Origin of the sequence: Herbiconiux ginsengi (genome assembly GCF_900107435.1) — a bacterium.
Taxonomy (GTDB): Bacteria; Actinomycetota; Actinomycetes; order Actinomycetales; family Microbacteriaceae; genus Herbiconiux; species Herbiconiux ginsengi.
The window spans coordinates 1,197,680-1,219,867 of record NZ_FNPZ01000001.1; the positions used below are offsets into that span (position 1 = coordinate 1,197,680).

The following is a 22,188-nucleotide window of genomic DNA, read 5'->3' on the forward strand; positions in this document are numbered from 1 at the left end:
TTCAGACAATGACGACGTCGCAGTTCCATCTGCCCGATGTGGGCGAAGGCCTCACCGAGGCCGAGATCGTCTCGTGGAAGGTCGCGCCCGGCGACTCCATCGAGATCAACCAGGTGATCGTGGAGATCGAGACGGCCAAATCGCTCGTGGAGCTGCCGTCGCCTTTCGCCGGCGTTGTCGAGGGTCTGCTGGTGGCCGAGGGCACCACCGTCGACGTGGGCACCGCGATCATCACGGTCGACGCCACCGATGGGGAAGAGGCGCCTCCGGCCGTGGCGGCGACCGAGATCCTCGGCGTGATCAGCCTGCCCGAGCCCACGGCGGAGGCCGCTCCGGCGCCCGCGCCCGAGGCGGAGAAGTCGGGCGCCGTGCTCGTCGGGTACGGGATCAAGGGCCACGTCGCCAGTCGTCGCACCGCTCGCTCCCGCGCGGCCGCCGTCATCCCCGCCATCGGCGAGGCTCCGGATGCGAAGGCTCCCGCCCAGAGGCTGGCGCGCATCCACCAGCCCATCCCCGGTGTGCCGGTGATCGCCAAGCCCCCGATCCGCAAGCTCGCGAAAGACCTGGGCGTCGATCTCAACGAGGTGACGCCGACGGGGCTGATCGGCGACATCACCCGCGACGACGTCATCCGGCACGCCGACCAGGCGAAGGTCTTCCACAACATCGAGACGCCGCAATGGGCCCCGGTGCGGGAGGAGCGCATCCCGGTGAAGGGCATGCGCAAGCAGATCGCGAAGGCGATGGTGGCCAGTGCGTTCACCGCGCCGCACGTGTCGCTCTTCGTCGACGTGGATGCGAGCCGCACCATGGAATACGTGAAGCGGCTGAAGACCTCGGCCGACTTCGCGGGCGTGAAGGTCTCGCCGCTGCTCATCATGGCCAAGGCCGTGATCTGGGCCGTGCAGCGCAACCCCATGGTCAACTCGGCGTTCACCGAGAAGGAGATCGTGGTGCGCAACTACGTGAACCTCGGCATCGCGGCGGCGACCCCGCGCGGGCTCATCGTGCCGAACATCAAGGATGCTCAGGACATGTCGATGCGCACGCTCGCGGAGTCGCTCGAGCAGCTCACGATCACGGCGCGCGAGGGCCGCACCTCGCCGGCCGAGATGGCCGACGGCACGATCACGATCACGAACATCGGCGTGTTCGGCATGGACACGGGAACCCCGATCCTCAACCCCGGCGAGGTGGGCATCATCGCCCTCGGCACCATCAAGCAGAAGCCCTGGGTGGTCGACGGCGAGGTGCGGCCGCGCTTCGTCACCACCGTGGGCGCGAGCTTCGATCACCGGGTGGTCGACGGCGACGTGGCGAGCCGCTTCGTGGCCGACGTGGCGTCGATCCTCGAGGAGCCGGCCCTGCTCCTCGACTGAGCAACTAGGCGGCGGGCTTCTTCTCCGTCTGGGCCACCTGGCTGCGCCACCAGGGCGTCTCGATGAAGCCGCGCTTCAGGAAGAGCAGCTCCATCGACGCCGTCCACCCCTCCACGCCGTCCAGCTGCGAGAGCGTCGAGGTGATGAAGCCGTAGAGATCGTCGGTCGATGGCAGGATCACCTCGCAGAACAGCGAGTTCTCGTCGAGCGTGGCCGCGAGATAGCGGATGGCCGGATGCTTCGCGAGCTCGAGCGCGACGGCGTCCATCCGCGAGGGGGTCACCTTCACCGTGAGCAGCGTCTCCGCCCCCATCCCGAGCGCCGGAGCGGGCACCAGGGTGAGGATGTCGATGCACTTCGACGAGCGCAGTCGCTCGAAGCGGCGCCGCACGCTCGACTCGTTCATGCCGACCCGGTCGGCGATGGCCTGGAAGGTCTCGCGCCCGTCGTCGCGCAACGCGTCGATGATCTTCCAGTCGGAGGCGTCGAAATGCGTGGGGTTGCAGCTCTCGGGCTCGGCGTAGCGCTCGAAGCCGTTGCCGGCATCCGGGAGCGCCAGGGTGTCGGCGAAGAGCTGACGACCCCAGTCGAACGAGACCTTGTAGATGTGCATCACGAGGTCGCTGCGCCAGCGCTCGACCCCCTGGATCGACTGCAGCTCCTCGAGCAGCTGCGGGTAGTGGGTCGCGCCGCCCTTCACCACGAGCTCGGCGATGATGTCATACTGCCCGGTGACCACGGTGATGAAGCGCACGTCTTCATGGGCCACGAGCTGCTCGGCCACCATGAGCTGGGTGCCGGGTGCGCAGTTGATGCGGATGAAGAAGGAGTCGATCTGGCCGGTCGCCCCGAGCGCGGGATTGATCGCGACCTTGATGACCCCGGAGGCGATCAAGGACTGGCCGCGCCGCGCCACCGTGGCGGTCGACGAGCCGACCATCTCGGCGATGGCCCGCCAGCTCGCCCGCCCGTCGTGCTGCATGGCGACCACGATGCGGCGATCGAGGTCGTCGAGCGTGTCGAGAGCCCGCACCGTCAGAGCTCCGTCGTGCTGTCCTTGCCCGTGGGGGCCACGCGGTGCAAGAAGTCCCGAACTGTTGCTGTCCATAGCTCGACCTCTTCGATCTGCGGAGAATGCCCTGATTTCTCGAACACCACGAGCTCCGAGTCGGGAACGAGGCTCGCGATGGTTTCGCTACACGATACCGGCGTGATCCAATCCGTGCGCCCCACGGTGATGAGAGTCGGTGCGGTGACTCCGGGCAGCTGCGGCTTGAGGTCGTAGTTCGGCAGGTTCTTCGAGAACGCGTAGTTGTGCGCCTCGTAGCGGTACGGGGTGGCGGCGACCTTCTTCTCGACCGACGCCGGGTCGTAGTGGAAGTCGTAGAGCGGCAGGATCTCGCGCCAGCAGTCGCGCAGGTCGTCGTTGTCGGCGACCCGCCCCTCGTCGATGCGGTCGAACTTCTCCATGTCGATCGTGACGCGGTCGGAGGCCAGGGCGTTCTCGCGCGCGAGGTGGGCGTTGCCGTTGTCGGGCGAGGTGTCGCGCAGCACCATCGCGGTCACCCGCTCGGGGTAGCGGATGGCGTACTCCATCGACATGAAGCCGCCGTAGGAGCCGCCGGCCATCACGATGGTCTCGGCGCCGATCCACTCGCGAAGGCCGTCGATGTCGGCCGCCCACTGCTCGTGGCTGAACTCGCCCGAGCCCTCGCTCTCGCCCGAACCCCGGGCGTCGAACACCATCACGCGGTACTCGTCGGCGAGCCGCCCGAAGCTGGCGCGCGGCTCGGCGCGACTGCCGAGGCCGGGAGCGCCGTGGTGGGTGATGATCACGGGCGCACCCTCGGGGCCGAGCACCTCGACGGCGAGTTCGTTGCCGTTGATGACGACCCGCTGCGCGGTGGTGGTGGCTGCCGCGAATTCGGGCGATACCTCGGTCATGGGTGACTCCTGTCGTTGCGTGGTTCCGTGGTTCTACAGTGCGATGGTGCAGTCGTCGAGCCCGCGCGGGAACGCGGTGAGCGGCTCCGATCCGGTCTCGGTCACGAGCATGCTGTCGCTGATGCGATAGCCGGCGTGCCCGGGGATGTAGATGCCCGGCTCGTTCGACACGACCATCCCGGGCGTGAGCAGGGTCGCGTCGCCGGCCTCGAGCCAGGGCGGCTCGTGCATGCCGAGCCCGATCCCGTGGCCCTGGCGATGCCGGATGTAGTGCCCGAGCCCGGCTTTTTCGATGACCGACAGGCAGGTGGCGTTGGCCTGGCGGCACTCGGCACCCGGATGGATGGCCGCCCCACCGATCTCCTGCGCCCGCCGGATGGTGTCGTGGTACAGCCGTTGCTCGGCCGTGGGCGTGCCGAGCACGAAGGTGCGCTCGCCCTCCACGAAGCGCCCGCCCACGGCGCAACCGAGCGAGAGCATGAAGGTGTCGCCGTCGCGCAGCCGGTAGCCCGAGGGCAGCCCGTGCGGGAAGGCGGAGTTGGCGCCGGCGTAGACGAGGGCGCCCGCCAGCGGCGACACCACCACGACGTCGTCGTGCTCGGCGTACATGGTGCGCACCCCGGTGCCCGTGACGTGCGAGTTGAGCTCCGCCTCGCTCGGCAGCCGCCCACCGGATGCCACGGCCTCGCGCACCAGGGCCACTCCGGCCTCGAGCATCACATCGGTGACCCGCGCCGCCTCACGGTGCAAGGCGATCTCCTCGTCGAACTTGAGGTAGCGGGCCTCGGTCACGATCGCGGTGGGGAGGTAGGTCGCGCCCGGGAGCTGGGACGAGGCCGCCGTGAGCCGCTCGTTGGTCATGTGGGTGGTGAACCCCACGCGCATCCGGGAGCCCCCGCCGACGCGGTCGACGGCTCGGGCCAGCGAGGCGAACGGCGCCTCGATGCCGGGGAACTCCGCATACGACACGACCTCGGCCCGCGCGTTCTGCCGGAGGGCGTTCTCGCGCTCGAGCTCCGGTGTCATCAGCACGACGCGCCCGGAGCGTTCGAGCCACACGGCCACCGGCCGCTCGCACGGGTGGTGGAAGAACCCGGTGAGGTAAGCCACGTCTTCGGGGTCGTCGGTGAGCAGCGCGTCGAATCCGTTCTCCTCCAACGCCGGCAGCAGGCGCTGCTGCACGCGATCGAAGAACTCGGGCGCGAGGCGCTGGGAGAAGCGCTGAGGGGTGTCGGTCAGGGTCATGGATGCTCCTACCGGGCTCGGTTGCGCGGATTGCGCGCGTCGTTGTAGGCGATCGACAGCAGCGTCGCGGAGAGCACGAGGAGGAGGATCGCGATGGAGGGGAACAGTGTCAGCCACCAGGCGCTCGACATGGCGCCGGACTGCTGAGCCTCGTAGAGGATGCGACCCCACGACCACGTGGTCGGGTCGCCGAGGCCGAGGAAGGCGAGCCCGGCGGCCGAGAGCACGGCGCGCGAGGCGGTGACGACCACCGAGACCACGATCACCGGTGTGACGGCGGGCACGATGTGCCGCGAGATGATCCAGAGCGGAGATGTCGTCATCAGCCGGGCCGCGTCGACGTAGGGCAGGTTGACGATGGTGAGCGCTTGCGACCGCACCAGACGCGTGACTTCGGGCCAGGAGAACGCGGCGACCACCGCGATGATCGTCGCGGTGCTGGGCCCGACGAGGGCGGCGACCAGGATCATCAGCGGCAGCACCGGCAGCGAGAGCGTGAGGTCGACGATCACGCTGATGAACCCGTCGAGCTTCTTGAAGTAAGCGCCGAGCACGGCGACCAGCGTGCCGAACGCGATGGCGATGACGGATGCCGCGATCGCGACGAGCAGGCTCTGCTGCGTTCCCCAGATCACCTCGCCGAGCACGTCGCGCCCCAGCGAATCGGTGCCGAAGACGTACTGCAGGCTCGGCGGCTTCAGCACGTCGGAGCCGTAGCTCGCCGGGTAGGGCGCGAGCAGCGGTGCGGCGATCGCGACCACGATGAGCAACGCCAGGATGACGAGCGACGCGATGCCGAGCGGCTCCCTGCGGAAGACCCGCCAGGTGGCGAGGCCCGCCCGTCCGCTCTCGGTGGCGACGGGCTCGGAGGGTGTCGACATCCCGGCCGTGGCGGCGGGATCGAATTCGAGAGAGGTCATGATGTCTTCACCCGGGGGTCGAGGAATCCGTAGACGATGTCGGTGAGCATGTTGGCGAGCACCACGGTGATGGCGAGGAGTAAGAACGCCCCCTGCAGCACCGGGAAGTCGAGTTGGGTCACGGCCTCGTAGATGCCCCGGCCGATGCCGGGGTAGGCGAACACGGTCTCGGTGAGCACGGCGCCGCCCACCAGGAAGCCGAGCTGCAGGCCGATTAGGGTCGTCGTGGGCAGCAGAGCGTTGCGCAGGGCGTGCTTCCAGAGGATGCGCCGATAGGGCAGGCCGTTGGCCTTCGCGAGCGTCACATAGTCCTCGCCCAGGGCGTCGATCAGCGTCGACCGCATGGTGAGCACGTAGGAGCCGAGCTGGATGAGCATGAGTGACACGGCCGGCAGGATGAGGTGCGACGCGACGCTGCCGTACCAGGCCGCCCCGTAGGCGTCGGTGTCGTAGGCGCCGCCGATGGGCAGCCAGCGCAGGGTGAGGCCGAACACGAACAGCAGCAGCACGCCGATCGACGGCACGAAGATCGACTGCCCGGTGACGCCGATCACCTGCACCAGCTTGTCGAGGAATCCGCCGCGCTTGGAAGCGGCGAGCACGCCGAGCGGGATGCCGATGGCCGTGGTCAGCACGAGGGCCGAGACGGTGAGCAGTAGTGTCCAGGGCAATCGCTGCAGCAGCACGTCCATCACCGGGATGGACTGGGTGAACGAGACCCCGAAATTGCCCTGAACGAGCTGGATCAGGTAGAGGCCGTACTGCACGATCAGGGGCTTGTCGAGCCCGTACTGGGTGAGCAGGGCAGCCCGCGCGTCGTCCGTCATGTTCGGACTGGCGACCGCCAGTGCCGGATCTCCGGGGAGCAGCCGCAGTAGGAGGAAGGTCACGGTCACGGCGAACCAGATCGTGAACACCGCCCTGCCGAGGCGACGGAGAATGAATGAAGAACGAGGCACGCGGGCTGCCCTTTCCTGTCGGCCGGGTGTTACTGCACCTTGTGGGCGCTGGCGAGTGACTCGGGGTTCACGATCGACAGCAGCTCACTCGGCTGGGTGATGAATCCGTCCCATTTGTCGCTGTGGGCGAAGAACAGATTCTGCGTGTACATGATGTTGTCGTAGACGTTGTCATGCACGATCTTCGCCGCCTGGCGCATGATGTCGATCTTCTCGTCCTGGTCGCTGGTGACAGCGCCTTGGGCGATCAGGTCGTTCAGCTGCGGGTCGTCGACGTAGGTGTAGTTGATCGCGCCGCCCGGCAGGTAGGCAAGGGTGAAGTTCGTCACCGGGTCGTCCATGATGGCGAAGTTGCCGGCGTAGATGTCGAAATCACCCTTGTTTGTCTGCGCCAGGTAGGTGTTGCGTTCGGTTCCCTGGAGCTCGATGGTGATTCCGGCCTCGGCCGCCGAGTCCTTCACGAGCTGCGCCCACTGGCTGGTCACGCTGTCCTGCAGCGAATAGATCAGCCGGAACGAGACCGGGAAGTTGCCGTTGGCATCGGCCGTGTAACCGGCCTTCTCCATCAGCTCGCGCGCCTTGTCGGTGTCGAACTCGTACTCCGTCAACGAGTCGTCGTAGTAGTCGCTCAGCACGGGCATCAGCGGGCTCGATCCGGTCGACACGGCCTGGTCCTGCAGCACGACCGTGCGGATCGCGTCGTAGTCGACCGCGTGGGCGAGCGCCTGACGCACCTCGAGCTTCGCGAGATCGGGGTTCTGCATGTTGTAGGTCATGTGCGCGTAACCCAGGCCCGTGACCTCTTCGACGGTGATGCCGGGAGAGTTCTTCAGCTGGTCGACCTGGGCCGGCGGGAGGGCGTTCGCGATCGCGTCGACCTCACCGCTCTGCAGCGCGAGGATCTCGGTGTTCACATCCGGGAACACGCGGTAGACGACCTTGGCCGGGATGGGGGTGCCGCCGTCGACCAGCGGGTAGTCCTCCACGCGGTCGAGTTCGTAGCTCTGACCCACCTGCACCTTGGTGAGGGTGAAGGGGCCTGCGCCCACCCAGCCGCCGTCCGATCCGTCGTTCGGGAACTCGGCCACCGACGCGGCCTTCTCGAACACGTGCTTCGGCACGACGTTGCCCCAGAATCCGATCTCCTCGATGATCGACGAGTCGGGCTTCGAGAGCTTGACCTCGACCCGGGTGTCGGAGACGGCGGTGGCCGAGTCGAAGTTCGCCAGCTGGCCGTAGAAGGTGCCCGAGGGGGCGTCCTTCTTCACGGCGTTCATGGTCCAGGCCACGTCTTCGGCGGTGACGGGCTCGCCGTCGCTCCATTTCATGTCGTCGCGGATCACGTAGTAGCCCGTGGTGTCGTCGACGTAGCCCCACTCGGTGGCGAGCTCGGGCGTCTTCTTGCCGGTGTCGTCGATCGACATCAGGTGCGGGTACATCAGGTTGGTGATCCAGTAGTCGCTGCGGCTGTTGCCGATCAGCGGGTTGTAGTTCACCACATCCGTCGTCGTCGCGATGGTGAGCGTGTCGTTGCCCGCGGCTGCCGCGCTGCTCGACGCCTCGGGGGGAGCTGAGGGCGCGCAGGCGCTCAGCGTGAGGGCGACGCTCGCTGCGAGCGTCGCGATGACCAGACTTCGTTTTCGCATTAAACCCAAACCTCCTTCAGGACCCGCATGGTGTTGCCTCCGACGACGGCGCGGATTTCGTCGTCTGAGTAGTCGTGCTTCACGAGCCAGCCGATGATGTTGTAGAACTCTTCGGCGGGATTCTCGATGCCGTCGACGTATTCCACTTCCTCGTATTCGACGTGTCCGTGCGCCTGGCTGATCGAGAGGTTCGACGAGAAGGCGTGGTGCAACCCCACGTGGTCTCCGAACAGCGTGTCAGGTCCGAAGCTCACGTGCTCGAGACCCACCAGGTCGACGCAGTACTGGAAGTGGTCCATGACCGACTCGAGCGAGTGCGACGGGTGCTGGGGCGACAGCGTGGTGTGCGGCGCCGCCTCGATGCCGATCACGCCGCCGCGCTTCGCGCACTCGATGATCGTCTCATCCGTCTTCATGCGGTTCGTCGGCCAGAGGCCGCGGGCCCCGGCGTGCGTGATGAACACCGGCTGCGTCGACGCCTTGATCACGTCGACGCAGGTGCGGTCGCCCGAGTGCGAGATGTCGATGGCGATGCCGAGCTTGTTCATCCGCTCCACCGCGCGCTCGCCGAAGTAGGTGAGTCCGCCGTCGCCGCGCTCCTTGAGGCCCGAGCCCAGGGTGTTCTGCTCGGAGTAGGCGATGCCCATCTGGCGCACGCCGAAACCGTAGAGCACGTCGAGCCGGTCGACCTCGTTCTCGATCATGGTCGCCGCCTCGAGCGCGAAGACATGGGCGACCTTGCCCTCGGCCTGGGCGCGCTCGATGTCCTTCACCGACTCGGCCTTGATCACGAAGTCCTGGTGGGCGAGGTCGGCCATCCGCACGCCGAGGTCGAACAGCACGTCCTGGTATTTCCAGCCGGCGTCGCTCGAGATGCAGCAGGTGCCGTCCATTCCGTTGTCGAAAACGGCGGTGATGCCCGAGCGCGACAGACCCTCGTAGCCCGTTGGTTCGCGGCCCTGGCGGATGTGGTCGCGCAGCTGCCCCATGTCCTCCGGGAAGACCTGTACGTGGTCGTGCAGCGAGATGACGGTCTCCTCGGCCAGGAGCTTGCGGGTGCGCTCCTCCTCCGCCGAGCTGAGGCCCAGACCCTCGTAGGCCGGGACGCGGCCGATCTGCTTCGCGTAGGTGAACTCCTTGTAGTCCTTTCCTGCTTCCAGGTAGTCGTAGGCGGTGTAGCCCTTGTAGGCCGCGGCGGGATCAAGCATCTGATCTCCTTTTCTTGGGAAAGTCCGGCGTTGCTTTAGACAACCTCTTCGATTTCCGGCAAGTTTGTCAACTCTCTTGATCTTTTTCGGCATAGATTTAGCATGCTTGAAACAATTCGGTAACGGCGAGGGGTGATGATGGAGTGGTGGCAGACGAGATGACAACGGCCGGCACCCCCGCTCTGCGGGTGCGCGACCTCAACGTGACCTTCACCGGCGGTGGGCGCGAGATCCGTGCCGTGCGCAACGTCGACCTCGACGTGGCGCGGGGCGAATTCGTGGCGCTGCTCGGCGAATCCGGCTCGGGCAAGTCGGTGACCGCCCGCGCCGTCATGGGCCTCACCGACGAGTACACCCGGGTCTCGGCCGCCTCGCTCGACGTGGCCGGCACCGACATCCTCGCCCTCTCCGAGGAGGAGCGTCGGTTGATGCGCGGCGAACGGATGAGCCTGGTGCTGCAGGATGCGCTCTCGGCGCTCAACCCCGTGATGACCATCGGCAACCAGATCGGCGAGCTGTTCAAGGTGCACCGGGGGGCCACCCGCAAGCAGGCGCGTGCCGCGGCGATCGAACTGCTCGGACTCGTCGGCATCCCGGCCCCGAACAACCGCGTCGACGACTATCCGCACCAGTTCTCCGGCGGCATGCGCCAGCGCATCCTGATCGCCATGGCCATCGCGCTCGAGCCCGAGATGCTGATCGCCGACGAACCGACCACGGCGCTCGACGTGACGGTGCAGGCGCAGATCCTCGACCTGCTCGGGCGGCTGCGCGACCAGCTCGGCATGGGCGTGCTGCTCATCACCCACGACCTCGGCGTGGTGATGGAGGTCGCCGACCGCCTGGCCGTGATGTATGCCGGGCGCATCGTGGAGCGCGGCGACGCCGACACCGTGCTCGACCTGCCCGCCCATCCGTACACCCAGGCCCTGCTGCGTTCGGTTCCGGATGCCGCGGCGCGCGGCCATGACCTGCTCACCATTCCGGGCTCCCCGCCGAGCCCTGCCCAGACCCCGCCCGGCTGCTCGTTCAACCCGCGCTGCCACATGGCCATCGACATCTGCCGCACCGAGCGGCCGCCGCTCGTCGACGTGGCGGCGGGACGCGCATCCGCGTGCCACCGATCGGAGGAACTGCTGCATGAACTCGTCAGCTGACGTCGTCGCGGGCGCATCCGGCGGACTCGCTCTCACGAACGCGTCCGAGCGCCGCGTGGTGCTCGAGGCCACCGACCTCCGCCGCACCTTCACGGGGGGCTCGCGCCTGCGCCCCACCCACGTCTCCGCGGTCGACGGTGTGAGCCTCACCCTGCACGCCGGCGAGACGCTCGGCATCGTGGGTGAATCCGGCTGCGGAAAGTCGACGCTCGCGCGCATGCTGGTGGGCCTCGAGAAGCCCGACGGAGGGTCGCTGCTCTATCACGGCACGGATGTCACGAAGGGCCGCGCGAGCGACCGCAAGCTGCTGCGCCGCGGCGTGCAGATGATCTTCCAAGACCCGTACACCTCGCTCGACCCACGGATGAACGTGGGCGACATCATCGCCGAACCCATGGCGGCCACGCGGTCGGCGCCCGCCCCGGTGCGGCGCGATCGGGTGGCCGAACTGCTCGGCCTCGTGGGCCTCGCCCCCGACATGATGTCGCGCTACCCGCACCAGTTCTCGGGCGGCCAGCGGCAGCGCATCGGCATCGCTCGCGCGCTCGCCCTCGACCCCGACGTGCTGGTGTGCGACGAGGCCGTCTCGGCGCTCGACGTCTCGGTGCAGGCCCAGGTGATCAACCTGCTCGCCGACCTGCAACGACGGCTCGGCGTCGCCATCCTGTTCATCGCGCACGACCTCTCGGTGGTGCGGCACATCGCCGACCGGGTGGGCGTGATGTACCTCGGCCGCATGGCGGAGCTCGGCGACACGGAGACGGTCTACGACACGCCCGCGCATCCGTACACCCAGGCCCTGCTCTCGGCAACGCCGTCGCACAGCCGTGCCGACCGCGGCAAGCTCTCGCGGCGCCGCGTGCTGGGGGGCGAGCCGCCCTCCCCCGTGAACCCGCCGGCCGGCTGCCGGTTCAACCCCCGCTGCTGGCTGGCCACCGACGAGTGCCGCACCTCCCAGCCGCCCCTGCGCTCCCTCGACCTCCGCGAGGTGGCCTGCCACCACGCCGAGCAGGCGCTCGCCGAGGCCCCCGCCCTCTAACCCTCCTCCCTCCTCCCTCCTCCCTCTTCGCGACCCGCCAAAATCCGCCCTCTTTCGCGCGCGAAAGGGGCGGATTTTGGCGAGTCGTGAAGAGGATGAATGGGTGATTTTGAAAATCATTATCAATTAGGTAGCGTGGAGTCGTTCCCGACTTAGACAGGCACCCCACGTGAAACGACACGTCCTCTCCACCGCATTGGCCGCCACGGCGGCCGCGCTCGCTCTCGGACTGGCCGGCTGCTCCTCCGGCACCTCGGCCGAGACCGCCGACGCGAGCGACGGCATCCGCATCGTCGCCTCCACCAACGTCTACGGCAGTCTCGCCGAGGCCGTCGGTGGCGATTTCGCGAGCGTGACGTCGATCATCGACAGCCCCGACAAAGATCCGCACGAATACCAGGCCGACGGCCAGAACCAGCTCTCGCTCTCGAAGGCGCAGATCGTGATCGAGAACGGCGGCGGTTACGACGACTTCGTCGACACCATGCTCTCGGCGGCCGACAACTCCGAGGTGACCGTGCTGAACGTGGCCGACATCTCCGGCTACGACCAGGAGCCGGCCTCGGGCGAGTTCAACGAGCACCTCTGGTACGACTTCCCCACCATGCAGAAGCTGGTCGACTCGCTCGTGACGGAGCTGTCCGCCCTCGACGCCGGTGACGCATCCGTCTTCCAGGCCAACGGCGAGAGCGTGAAAGCGCAGCTCGCCACCCTCGAGGCGGCCGAGACCGACATCAAGGCGACGTACTCCGGCTCGGGTGTCGCCATCACGGAGCCCGTGCCGCTCTATCTGCTCGAGGCAGCCGGGCTCGACAACCGCACGCCCGACGCCTTCAGCGAGGCGATCGAAGGAGACACCGACGTGCCGCCGACGGTGCTGCAGGAGGCGCTCGCGCTCTTCGACAGTCATGCCGTGAAACTGTTGGTCTACAACGAGCAGACCGGCGGGCCGCAGACGGATGCGGTGATCGAGGCCGCGAAGAAGAACGGCATCCCCGCGGTGGGCGTCACCGAGACGCTGCCCGACGGGGTCGACTACTTCGGCTGGATGAAGGCGAACCTCGACGCCGTCTCGGCCGCGCTCGGCCAGTAGTGGGGCGCGTGCTGCCGGATCGTGCCGCCAGCGGCGTGCGGCCGGGCAGTAGGGTGTGACGGTGACCGATCCGGTGCTGACGCTGCGCGACGCGAGCCTCTCGTTCGGCTCGCGCACCCTCTGGTCGGGGCTCGATCTCGACGTGCAGCCGGGCGAGTTCATCGCCGTGCTCGGATCGAACGGATCGGGCAAGTCGAGCCTGCTGAAGGTCATCCTGGGCCAGCAGAAGCTCACCTCGGGCAGCATCTCCTTTCTCGGGGCCCCGGGGCGGCGCGGCGACCGGCGCATCGGCTACGTGCCCCAGCAGAAGCTCGCCGACGATGGCACGCCGCTGCGCGCCCGCGACCTCGTGGGCCTCGGCCTGTCCGGTCACCGCTGGGGCGTGCCGCTGCCCTCCGCGACCCGGCGGCGCGAAGTGGATGCGCTGCTCGCGGCCGTCGGCGCCACCGAGTACGCGAACGTGGGCGTCTCGACGCTCTCCGGCGGTGAGCAGCAGCGGGTGCGGATCGGCCAGGCGCTGGCGGGCGACCCGCGGCTGCTGCTCTGCGACGAGCCGCTGCTCTCGCTCGACCTCACGCATCAGCGTGCGGTGAGCGAGTTGATCGACCGGCAGCGGCGGGAGCGCGACTTCGGCGTGCTGTTCGTGACGCACGACATCAATCCGATCCTCGACATGGTCGACCGGGTGCTCTATCTCGCGGGCGGCGGATTCCGCATCGGGTCGCCCTCGGAGGTGCTGCGTTCGGAGGTGCTCAGCGAGCTCTACGGCTCCCACGTCGACGTCATCCGCACGCACGGTCGGGTGATCGTGGTGGGGGCTCCGGATGTCTCGGCCGAGCATCCGGAGCACGGCGACCATCCGGTGCACCGACTGGAGGGACTGCCGTGAGCGGCGACTTCTGGGGCGAGATCTTCAACTTCGCCAACTACGGCGAACTGGTGGCCCTGTTGCAGAACTCGATCATCGCGGGAGCGGTGCTCGGGGTCGTCGGCGGGCTGATCGGGGTGTTCGTGATGTCGCGCGACATGGCGTTCGCGGTGCACGGCATCAGCGAGCTCTCGTTCGCGGGCGCCGCGGCGGGCCTGCTCTTCGGCGTGGGGGTCGTGCAAGGGTCGATCTTCGGGTCGCTCGTCGCCGCCTTGTTGATCGGGCTGCTCGGCACGCGGGCACGCGATCGCAACTCCATCATCGCCGTGCTGATGCCGTTCGGACTGGGGATCGGCATCCTGTGCCTGTCGCTGTATCCGGGTCGTTCGGCGAACAAGTTCGGGCTGCTCACCGGCCAGATCGTGGCGGTCGACGACCCGCGGCTCAACTCTCTGATCGCCATCTCGATCGTCGTCGTGGTGGGCCTGCTGCTCGTCTGGCGCCCGCTCACCTTCGCGAGCGTGGATGCCGACGTCGCGTCGGCCCGCGGCGTGCCGGTGCGCGGTCTGTCGATCTTCTTCATGCTGCTGCTCGGGCTCGCGGTGGCGGTCTCGGTGCAGATCGTGGGGTCGCTGCTGGTGCTCTCCATCCTGGTGACGCCCGCCGCCGCCGCGCTGCGCGTGTCATCGTCGCCCGTGCTCGTTCCGGTGCTGAGCACTCTCTTCGCCGTGACCTCGTTGGTGGGCGGCATCATGCTGGCGCTCGGCGCATCCGTTCCGATCAGTCCCTACGTCACCACCATCTCCTTCGCCATCTACGTGGTGTGCCGGGTGATCGCCTGGCGGCGCGGCGCCGGCACTGGAAGGATTCAGGATGCCGGACTAGCGTTGCCGATGAGAAAGGTGGAGCAGTCGTGAAGAGGAACACCTGGCAGCGCGAGGCCGTGCGCAGTGCGCTCGGAACCCAGATGGGCTTCGTGAGCGCGCAAGGGCTGCACTCGTCGCTGAAGGGCACCGGTTCGCAGATCGGGCTCGCCACCGTCTACCGTGCGCTGGCCGATCTGGCGCAGGAGGGTGAGGCCGACTCGCTGCAGTCGCCCGAAGGCGAGGCGCTCTACCGCGCCTGCTCGATGGTGCACCACCACCACCTCATCTGCCGCAGCTGCGGCCTCACGGTGGAGATCGAGGCCGACGAGGTGGAGGCCTGGGCTCAGAAGACCGCGGCCCTGCACGGCTTCAGCCGCCCGGAGCACGTGGTCGACATCTTCGGCTTCTGCTCGGCCTGCGTGCCGCCCCCCACCCACTGACCTCCGTCAGCAGGGAGCGCCGCTGTCAGCAGCGCGCGCCGCTGTCAGCGCGCGAGGGACGGCAGCTTCGCCACGGCATCGACCACCTCGGTCGCCATCTCGCGGGTGTCGGCATCCTGCCCAGCCAGCTGGTCGCGCGCGCTCTCGAAGGCGCCGACCGCGTCGCGCCGGAACCTCGCCAGCGTCTCCACCGCGGTCTCGCTGTTGACTCCGAGGGTAGCGGCCGCTTTGATCGCCTGCGGCTCGCCGATCGCGTCGAAGCGGTATTCGCCGCCGATCTGCATCGCCGAGTACGTGGTGGCCGTCGACTTGTAGGGCGCGAAAGTGAGAAGGTCGTAGAGCGGCGCCAGGATGACCCGATCACCGAGCAGGATGACGGAGTAGTTCTTCGCGTGCGCATCCGTGCACTCCAGCACCGTGTTGAACATCAACGCGGTGAAGAACGAACTCGCGCAGGACGTGCGGTCGGCCGGCACGGGCAGCGACTTGAAGAGCGAGGCGATGGCACCCACACCGGGGCCGCCGTCGGAGCGCTGGTACTTCTTCTGCGGCGGCACGGCGAGCGACTGGCAGAGGTCTTCCTGGTGGATGCGCCGCCATCGGCCGTCGAGATGCCGACGGTCGTAGCGGGTGGTCACGAAGGCTCGACGCGACCCGAAGGTGAGCAGCTCGGACTGGGCGACCGTGAGACCCAGCGCCTCAGCCGCCCGCATCGAGAGGAACTCCACCACGTCGAGCCGGCGGAACGACCCGGCGACGGGTTTCAGGATGTGTGTGGTGGGCGTCGACCCAGTCGGCACGCCCCACGACCCAGTGGTCGAGCGGTGCAACGCGATCTTCGGCTGGGCGCCGGCCAGGCTGAAGCGCTGGGTGAGCCCCGGCACCGGCCTCCCCTCGCTGTACTCCTCGATCACGGCGTCGAGTTCGGTCTCGATGTCGAGGTCGCCGATGGGGGTGCTGCCGCCGCGAGGCAGGGTACCGTCGGGCGACGCCGTGCCCTGGGGAACGATCTGGATCGCGCCGGCCACGTCGGCGCCGACATGCCGCACCAGAGCGAACGGGTTCTTCGGCGATTCGTCATACTCCCGGCCGATTGCAGCGAGCGCGTCATCGTTGTCAGGCAGAAGCCCTGCAAGGAACGGGCGAATGCTCGCATTGCGGTGGTGCGGGCGCGAGAGCGGCATCGAGAGCGAGAGTGGCGTCGCTGCCGGATCAGCTCGGTAGTCCTCGTGGTAATCGAAGCCCAGATCTCCGGACGACGACTGCGACACGGTGCCGCACATCCGTCCGTCCATGTACACATCGAGCGATTCGCTCATTCGGATTCACCCCCGAACAAGCGGCGGAGCAGGTCGTCGTTGCCGCCGTCTCGGCCGTCGGGCACCACGTCGAGCGTCATGCCCAAGGCTCCGATCACGTCGAGAACGCGCGCGAGATCGACGCTCGGTTTGCCGTTCTCGAAGGCGACCAGCCACTCTCGCGACACCCCGGCCCGCTCCGCGAGCTCAGCTTGCGTCAGTTCACGCTCGAGGCGGAGCTCGCGGACGTACCCGCCCAACTCCCGTGCCGACTTGAACATGCTGCTCCTCGATGTGGACGATCGTCCACTCCAGCTCATGTGGACGATCATCCGCAATGATACGTGTGGACGATCGTACACACAAGGGGCGCCACGGGCCGGGATTTGGCGGAAAGACGGGGATCGCCTACCATAGACAGGTTGGGTGGAATCCTCCGCCCATTGTGAGGTGCCCGCATGGTGCACCTTGCCGACAAGTCATCTTGGGTGAGGCAGTCGTCTCACGGTAACCAAATGGAGGAAACAATGGCAGCAGTCTGCCAGGTGACAGGAGCCGTTCCCGGTTTCGGTCACAACATCTCGCACTCGCACCGGCGCACCAAGCGCCGATTCGACCCGAACGTGCAGAAGAAGACGTACTACGTGCCGTCGCTTCGCCGTAACGTGACGCTGACCCTGTCGGCCAAGGGCATCAAGGTCATCGACGCCCGCGGCATCGAGTCGGTCGTCAAGGACATCCTGGCTCGTGGGGAGAAGATCTAATGGCAAAGCAGCAGGACGTCCGTCCGATCATCAAGCTCCGTTCGACGGCGGGCACCGGTTACACCTACGTGACCAAGAAGAACCGTCGCAACGACCCCGACCGTCTCGTGCTGAAGAAGTACGACCCGGTCATCCGTAAGCACGTCGACTTCCGAGAGGAGCGGTAACCACATGGCCAAGAAGAGCAAGATTGCCCGTAACGAGCAGCGCAAGGTGATCGTGAACCGCTATGCGGCGAAGCGCCTCGAGCTGAAGAAGGCTCTCGTGAGCCCGACCTCGACCGACGAGGAGCGCGAAGCCGCTCGCCTCGGTCTGCAGAAGCTCCCCCGCAACGCATCGCCGATCCGTGTTCGCAGCCGCGACGCCGTCGACGGTCGCCCCCGCGGTGTTCTCACCAAGTTCGGCATTTCGCGGGTTCGTTTCCGTGACATGGCGCACCGGGGCGAGTTGCCGGGCATTACGAAGTCCAGCTGGTAAATTACCCACGGTCATACCGACCAACCGAACTGGCCCTGGTGGCCGGGACCGTTCCATGTAAAACAGCTGCATCCGCAGCGAAAAGGTCCGAGGAGGACACCTTAAATGGCTGACAAGTCACTCAACAAGACCGAGCTCGTCGCAGCCGTCGCCGCCGCTTCCGGCCAGACGCAGGCTTCCGTCAACGAGGTTCTTGACGCTCTCTTCTCCACGCTGGCCGACTCGGTTGCCTCGGGAACCAAGGTCACGATCCCGGGCTGGCTCGCCGTCGAGCGCACCTCGCGTGCCGCTCGCACCGGCCGCAACCCGCAGACGGGCGCCACCATCGAGATCCCCGCGGGTCACTCCGTGAAGATCTCGGCCGGCTCGAAGCTGAAGGCTGCCGCCAAGTAACACCGGCTGTTCTTCGGAAGGGTGACGACTTCGGTCGTCACCCTTCCGTGTTTAACGTCAGGAACGGACGCGTAAGGTGGTCAGGTGCTGAGAGTCGTGCGGATCGCCGGGCCCGCCACGCTCGTGGGGGTGGGATTCGCCGCACTCCTCGTAGCCCTTGCCATCGGCGGCGGGGCCGCCCCGCAGCTGCTCGAAGACCCGGGAGCGGTGGTGCGCTTCGGCCTCCCGACGTCCACGATGCTCGTGAACCTCGCCGCCTCGGGCATGATCGGCGCCCTCGGCCTGGTGCTCTTCGCCATCCCGCCCGCCAGCGCCGCCTACGGCCGGGCGCTCGACGTCGCCGCGGGATCGGCCGCCGTCTTCACCGTGGCCGCCGCGTTCACCGGCTTCTTCAGCTATCTCAGCGTCACCGCCCGCGCTCTCAGCTTCGACGACACCTTCAGCCAGGGCCTCGGCCAGTTCCTCACCCAGATCGCCCTCGGCCAGGCGTGGCTGCAGACCACCCTCATCGGTGCCGTCGTGACGGTGCTCTGCTTCGCGGTGCGCAACCAGACCGCTCTCTTCTTCGTCGGGCTGCTCGCCGTCGCCTCCCTCATCCCGATGGCCCAGCAGGGGCACGCCGCCGGCACCACCGGGCACGACGCGGCGATCACGGCCCTCGGCCTCCACCTCATCTTCGCCGCCGCCTGGCTCGGCGGCCTCGCCGTGATCGCCCTGATCAGCCGACAGATCGAAACACCCAAGCTGGTCGACATCGTCACGCGGTATTCGAGCGTCGCACTGATCTGCTTCATCGTGGTGGCGGCATCCGGCTATGTCAGCGCCGAACTGCGGATCGGCTCGCTCGACCGCCTGCTCACCCCCTACGGCCTGCTGGTGCTCGTGAAGGTGGGCGCCCTCATCGCGCTCGGGGTGTTCGGCGCGCTGCACCGCCGCTTCGTCATCAAGAAGCTCGGGGACACCGGTCGCCGCCGTCACTTCTGGTGGTTGATCGTGGCCGAACTCGCCTTCATGGGCATCGCCTCGGGCTTCGCCGCCGCGCTCGCCCGCACCGCGACCCCGGTTCCCGAAACCGTTCCGGCCACGCAGACCGCCGCCGAGATCCTCACCGGATCACCGCTGCCGCCCGAGCTCACGACGGCGAACTTCCTCACCCAGTGGAATTTCGACCTGATCTGGATCCTGGTCTGCGGCTTCGGCATAGTCTTCTACCTGATGGGGGTGCTCCGCCTGCGCCGCCGCGGAGACCGGTGGCCGTGGTATCGCACGGTGCTCTGGATCGCCGGACTCCTGATGCTCTTCTACGTCACCAACGGTGGTCTGAACGTCTACGAGAAGTACCTGTTCAGCATGCACATGTTCGGGCACATGACCCTCAGCATGGCGGTGCCGCTGCTGCTCGTGCCCGCAGGGCCCGTGACGCTCGCGCTCCGCGCCATCCGCAAGCGCGACGACGGCACCCGGGGCATGCGCGAGTGGATCCTGCTCGCCGTGCACTCGCGCGCCGCCACCGTGATCGCGAATCCGATCGTGGCGGGCGTGCTCTTCGCCACCAGCCTCGTGGCGTTCTACTACACGCCGCTGTTCCGCTGGGCGACCGAGGACCACATCGGGCACGAGTGGATGATCGTGCACTTCCTCATCGTCGGCTACCTCTTCGTGCAGGCGCTGATCGGCATCGATCCGGTGCCCTACAAGCTGCCCTACCCCTTCCGGCTGCTGCTCCTGCTCGCCACGATGGCGTTCCACGCCTTCTTCGGTCTCGCCCTGATGAGCGGCACCGGGCTCCTGCTGGCCGACTGGTTCGGCGCCACCGGCCGCGACTGGGGCGTCAGCGCCATCGAAGACCAGCAGGCCGGAGGCGGCATCGCCTGGTCGATCGGGGAGATCCCGACGTTCATCCTGGCGCTCGTGGTGGCCATCCAGTGGAGCCGCAGCGACAAGAAGGAGACCAAGCGCCGCGACCGCAACGCCGACCGCACGGGCGAGGCCGAACTCGGCGAGTACAACGCGATGCTGGAGAAGCTCGCGGCGCGCGACGGGCGGTAGGCGTCAAGCCCTAAGCGCGGGGCGCGAACTGTACCGAGCCGTCTGGCTGGATCGACAGCGAGAAGGTGACGTCGAACGGCACCGTGGCGTCGAGCGTCGAGACCGTGCCGTCGAAGAGCGAGCGGATCTCGACGGTGATGTGCGCCGCGCCCGCGGCGTTGGGCACGATCCAGCTGTCCTGCCCCGCCAGGATCGTGAGCGTCGGATAGCTCTCGATCGACCACGCCGGGTCGGAGGCGATGCGGTCGTTCACGTCTTGCCCGAAGGGACATCCGGGAGGGTAGAGGGCGGTCTGCTCGGCGCAGTCGTCGAGGAATCCGTTCACCGTGGTCTGCACCTCGTCGAGGAAGGTGGTGGTCGGCTGCACGTCGACGATCGCGCTGATCGTCGACTTCGGGGCGGTGGCGGCCATGGCCATCGGGTTCGCGCCCAGGTAGTCGGAGCGGTGCGACAGCACGTAGAGGCTCGGCACCAGCACCTCGTAGTCCTGACTGGCGTGGAACGCGGTGGGGTCGGCCGTCTCGACCGCCGCGCGGCCCGCCGTGAACGACGAGGCGTGCGACACGGTGACCGTTGCGGTGGCCACGGGTGAGCGCACGAACCTCCACTCGGGAAAGAACAGCCAGCTCGTTCCGCTCTGCACCACGTCGAACTCCGACTGCCCGTGCGCGCGGTTCTGGCCGACTCCCGAGAGTGTGTAGTCGTAGACGATGCGGTGGCGGCCGGGTGCCATCTCGGTGTCGCTCAGTTGCTCGATGTCGGCGAGGTCGCCGAGCGCATCCGGGGTGACGAGGGCGGCGACGCCGGTGCCGGGGGTGTCGTTCGTGGTGAGTGCCACGCCGGGGGTGGCCAGCGCGGCATCCACGTCGTGATGGGCGACCGCATCGAGGTAGATGCGCACGAAGGCCGAGGCGCTGTAGACCTCGCGGTTCAGGATGCCGATGGCTGAGAACAAGGCGGCCACGGTGAGGAGCAGGAGGCCCACCCAGATCACGATCGAACGGTGCAGCGCGGTGCGCTCGTCCCCATCCGCCGTACTCATGTCCACAGTTTAGGCGGGCTCAGTTTCGCGGCTCGCCGGGCGGGTAGATTGGACGGATGACCAGGCCCACCCTCTCTGCCGAGCAGCAGCGGGTGTTCGAGCTCATCGAGGGCACCCGCAAGCACGTCTTCGTCACCGGCCGGGCCGGCACCGGCAAGTCGACGCTGCTGAACCACCTCTCCTGGAACACGGAGAAGCAGCTCGTCATCTCGGCGCCCACCGGGGTCGCGGCCCTCAACGTGGGCGGGCAGACCATCCACTCCCTCTTCCGGCTGCCGATCGGGGTCATCGCCGATCACACGATCGAGCAGAACGGCGATGTGCGCAAGCTCCTCAACACCATCGACACCCTGGTGATCGACGAGGTGTCGATGGTGAACGCCGACCTGATGGATGCGATGGACCGGTCGCTGAGGCAGGCCAGGCAGCGCCCGCTCGAGGCCTTCGGCGGCGTGCAGGTGGTGCTGTTCGGCGATCCCTACCAGCTGGCGCCCGTGCCGGGAGACGGCGACGAGCGGGCCTACTTCGCCGACCACTACCGCTCGATGTGGTTCTTCGATGCGAAGGTATGGGAGGAGACCGAGCTCGAGATCGTGGAGCTCACCGAGATCCACCGGCAGCACGACGACGACTTCAAGTTCATGCTCAACGCCGTGCGTTTCGGCATGGTCACCAAGGAGATCGCCGACGCGTTGAACTCCACGGGCGCCCGCTCCCCGGCTCCCGACACCGCCATCACGCTGGCCACCCGCAACGACGCGGTGAACCGCATCAACCAGACCGCGCTCGGCAAGCTGCCGGGGCGCGTGCTGAGCGCGAAGGCCGAGATCAGCGGCGACTTCGGTGGGCGCACCTACCCGGCCGACGTGAACCTCGAGCTGAAGGTGGGCGCGCAGGTGATGTTCCTCCGCAACGACGCCGATCAGCGGTGGGTGAACGGCACCGTCGGCACGGTCACGAAGATCGATTCGACGGTGTGGGTCGAGGTCGACGGCGAGGTGCACGAGGTCGATCCGGTGGCCTGGGAGAAATACCGCTACTCCTACGCGCCGGAGTCGAAGCAGCTCTCCAAAGAGGTGATCGGGGAGTTCACGCAGTTCCCCCTGCGCCTGGCCTGGGCGGTCACCATCCACAAATCCCAGGGCCAGACCTACGACGAGGCCGTGGTCGACCTCGGCGCCCGGGTGTTCAGCCCCGGGCAGACCTACGTCGCGCTCAGCCGGCTCACGTCGCTCGAGGGCCTCTACCTCACCCGGCCGCTGCGGCCGAGCGACATCATCGTCGACCAGAACGTGCTGAACTTCATGCGCTCACGCTCGCGCGGCGCGGCTGAGACACCGGGCCCGACGCCTTCGCTGTAGCCCGCTCACCCCACTAAGGGGGGATGGTTCGCCCCGGATG

At 67.6% G+C, this 22,188-nt stretch carries 23 protein-coding genes; 13 read left to right on the plus strand and 10 right to left on the minus strand.

Annotated elements, in window-relative coordinates:
* Positions 1-8: 8 nt before the first annotated feature.
* Positions 9-1,379 (plus strand): dihydrolipoamide acetyltransferase family protein, encoded by a 1,371-nt coding sequence (locus BLW00_RS05780; protein WP_092550412.1) that lies wholly within the window; start codon positions 9-11, stop codon positions 1,377-1,379.
* Positions 1,380-1,383: 4 nt separating this feature from the next.
* On the opposite strand, the gene BLW00_RS05785 is transcribed toward BLW00_RS05780, so the two are convergent.
* The 7 genes from BLW00_RS05785 to BLW00_RS05815 are packed head-to-tail and all read right to left on the minus strand — an operon-like array spanning position 1,384 to position 9,301.
* Positions 1,384-2,412: an Lrp/AsnC family transcriptional regulator gene (locus BLW00_RS05785; RefSeq protein WP_092550415.1), complete on the minus strand. Its 1,029-nt coding sequence runs from the start codon at positions 2,410-2,412 to the stop codon at positions 1,384-1,386.
* Positions 2,413-2,414: 2 nt separating this feature from the next.
* On the minus strand, positions 2,415-3,323 hold the full coding sequence (locus tag BLW00_RS05790; RefSeq protein ID WP_092550418.1) for an alpha/beta fold hydrolase: 909 nt from the start codon (positions 3,321-3,323) through the stop codon (positions 2,415-2,417).
* A gap of 33 nt (positions 3,324-3,356) precedes the next feature.
* Positions 3,357-4,568: a M24 family metallopeptidase gene (locus tag BLW00_RS05795; RefSeq protein WP_092550421.1), complete on the minus strand. Its 1,212-nt coding sequence runs from the start codon at positions 4,566-4,568 to the stop codon at positions 3,357-3,359.
* 8 nt (positions 4,569-4,576) lie between these two features.
* Positions 4,577-5,488 (minus strand): ABC transporter permease, encoded by a 912-nt coding sequence (locus BLW00_RS05800; protein WP_245741304.1) that lies wholly within the window; start codon positions 5,486-5,488, stop codon positions 4,577-4,579.
* A complete protein-coding gene (locus BLW00_RS05805) occupies positions 5,485-6,447 on the minus strand; it encodes an ABC transporter permease (RefSeq protein ID WP_092550424.1) in 963 nt (320 codons plus the stop codon). Before BLW00_RS05805 ends, BLW00_RS05800 begins: the two co-directional genes overlap by 4 nt.
* Positions 6,448-6,476: 29 nt before the next feature.
* Entirely contained in the window at positions 6,477-8,093 is a 1,617-nt protein-coding gene (locus BLW00_RS05810; RefSeq protein WP_092550427.1) for an ABC transporter substrate-binding protein, read from the minus strand.
* Positions 8,093-9,301 carry a dipeptidase gene (locus BLW00_RS05815; protein ID WP_092550430.1) on the minus strand — a complete coding sequence of 403 codons (1,209 nt, stop codon included), beginning with the start codon at positions 9,299-9,301 and terminating at the stop codon, positions 8,093-8,095. Before BLW00_RS05815 ends, BLW00_RS05810 begins: the two co-directional genes overlap by 1 nt.
* A gap of 158 nt (positions 9,302-9,459) precedes the next feature.
* On the opposite strand from BLW00_RS05815, the gene BLW00_RS05820 reads away from it, so the two are divergent.
* From BLW00_RS05820 to BLW00_RS05845, 6 genes are all read left to right on the plus strand, one after another.
* Positions 9,460-10,458: an ABC transporter ATP-binding protein gene (locus BLW00_RS05820; protein ID WP_092552049.1), complete on the plus strand. Its 999-nt coding sequence runs from the start codon at positions 9,460-9,462 to the stop codon at positions 10,456-10,458.
* On the plus strand, positions 10,442-11,497 hold the full coding sequence (locus tag BLW00_RS05825; RefSeq protein WP_092550433.1) for an ABC transporter ATP-binding protein: 1,056 nt from the start codon (positions 10,442-10,444) through the stop codon (positions 11,495-11,497). The genes BLW00_RS05820 and BLW00_RS05825 overlap by 17 nt, the downstream gene beginning before the upstream one ends.
* Positions 11,498-11,666: 169 nt before the next feature.
* Complete coding sequence (locus BLW00_RS05830; RefSeq protein WP_092550436.1) at positions 11,667-12,590, plus strand: metal ABC transporter solute-binding protein, Zn/Mn family; 924 nt, start codon at positions 11,667-11,669, stop codon at positions 12,588-12,590.
* 61 nt (positions 12,591-12,651) lie between these two features.
* Positions 12,652-13,479: a metal ABC transporter ATP-binding protein gene (locus tag BLW00_RS05835; protein ID WP_245741308.1), complete on the plus strand. Its 828-nt coding sequence runs from the start codon at positions 12,652-12,654 to the stop codon at positions 13,477-13,479.
* Positions 13,476-14,375 (plus strand): metal ABC transporter permease, encoded by a 900-nt coding sequence (locus tag BLW00_RS05840; RefSeq protein WP_092550439.1) that lies wholly within the window; start codon positions 13,476-13,478, stop codon positions 14,373-14,375. The genes BLW00_RS05835 and BLW00_RS05840 overlap by 4 nt, the downstream gene beginning before the upstream one ends.
* Positions 14,372-14,764: a Fur family transcriptional regulator gene (locus BLW00_RS05845; RefSeq protein ID WP_092550442.1), complete on the plus strand. Its 393-nt coding sequence runs from the start codon at positions 14,372-14,374 to the stop codon at positions 14,762-14,764. The genes BLW00_RS05840 and BLW00_RS05845 overlap by 4 nt, the downstream gene beginning before the upstream one ends.
* Before the next feature lie 44 nt (positions 14,765-14,808).
* Here the strand turns inward: BLW00_RS05845 and BLW00_RS05850 are convergent, their stop codons facing one another.
* Together BLW00_RS05850 and BLW00_RS05855 are read right to left on the minus strand one after the other, a co-directional pair.
* Positions 14,809-16,083 (minus strand): type II toxin-antitoxin system HipA family toxin, encoded by a 1,275-nt coding sequence (locus BLW00_RS05850; protein WP_092550445.1) that lies wholly within the window; start codon positions 16,081-16,083, stop codon positions 14,809-14,811.
* Positions 16,080-16,343: a helix-turn-helix domain-containing protein gene (locus BLW00_RS05855; RefSeq protein ID WP_092550448.1), complete on the minus strand. Its 264-nt coding sequence runs from the start codon at positions 16,341-16,343 to the stop codon at positions 16,080-16,082. The genes BLW00_RS05850 and BLW00_RS05855 overlap by 4 nt, the downstream gene beginning before the upstream one ends.
* Positions 16,344-16,589: 246 nt before the next feature.
* Here BLW00_RS05855 and rpmB point away from each other — a divergent pair, with 246 nt between their 5' ends.
* The 5 genes from rpmB (at position 16,590) to BLW00_RS05880 (ending at position 19,745) form a co-directional block, all read left to right on the plus strand.
* Positions 16,590-16,826, plus strand: coding sequence for a 50S ribosomal protein L28 (gene rpmB / locus BLW00_RS05860; protein WP_092550451.1), 237 nt, complete (start codon positions 16,590-16,592; stop codon positions 16,824-16,826).
* Entirely contained in the window at positions 16,826-16,993 is a 168-nt protein-coding gene (rpmG, locus tag BLW00_RS05865; protein ID WP_022897487.1) for a 50S ribosomal protein L33, read from the plus strand. Before rpmB ends, rpmG begins: the two co-directional genes overlap by 1 nt.
* 4 nt (positions 16,994-16,997) lie before the next feature.
* Positions 16,998-17,303: a 30S ribosomal protein S14 gene (gene rpsN / locus BLW00_RS05870; RefSeq protein WP_092550454.1), complete on the plus strand. Its 306-nt coding sequence runs from the start codon at positions 16,998-17,000 to the stop codon at positions 17,301-17,303.
* Positions 17,304-17,408: 105 nt separating this feature from the next.
* On the plus strand, positions 17,409-17,696 hold the full coding sequence (locus tag BLW00_RS05875; protein ID WP_022897485.1) for an HU family DNA-binding protein: 288 nt from the start codon (positions 17,409-17,411) through the stop codon (positions 17,694-17,696).
* Between the two features lie 84 nt (positions 17,697-17,780).
* Positions 17,781-19,745, plus strand: coding sequence for a cytochrome c oxidase assembly protein (locus tag BLW00_RS05880; RefSeq protein ID WP_217634297.1), 1,965 nt, complete (start codon positions 17,781-17,783; stop codon positions 19,743-19,745).
* A gap of 10 nt (positions 19,746-19,755) precedes the next feature.
* Here BLW00_RS05880 and BLW00_RS05885 read toward each other — a convergent pair whose 3' ends face one another.
* On the minus strand, positions 19,756-20,787 hold the full coding sequence (locus tag BLW00_RS05885; RefSeq protein ID WP_139256637.1) for a hypothetical protein: 1,032 nt from the start codon (positions 20,785-20,787) through the stop codon (positions 19,756-19,758).
* Between the two features lie 56 nt (positions 20,788-20,843).
* Between BLW00_RS05885 and BLW00_RS05890 the strand changes: the two genes are divergently transcribed.
* On the plus strand, positions 20,844-22,148 hold the full coding sequence (locus BLW00_RS05890) for an ATP-dependent DNA helicase (protein ID WP_092550460.1): 1,305 nt from the start codon (positions 20,844-20,846) through the stop codon (positions 22,146-22,148).
* Positions 22,149-22,188 lie beyond the last annotated feature (40 nt).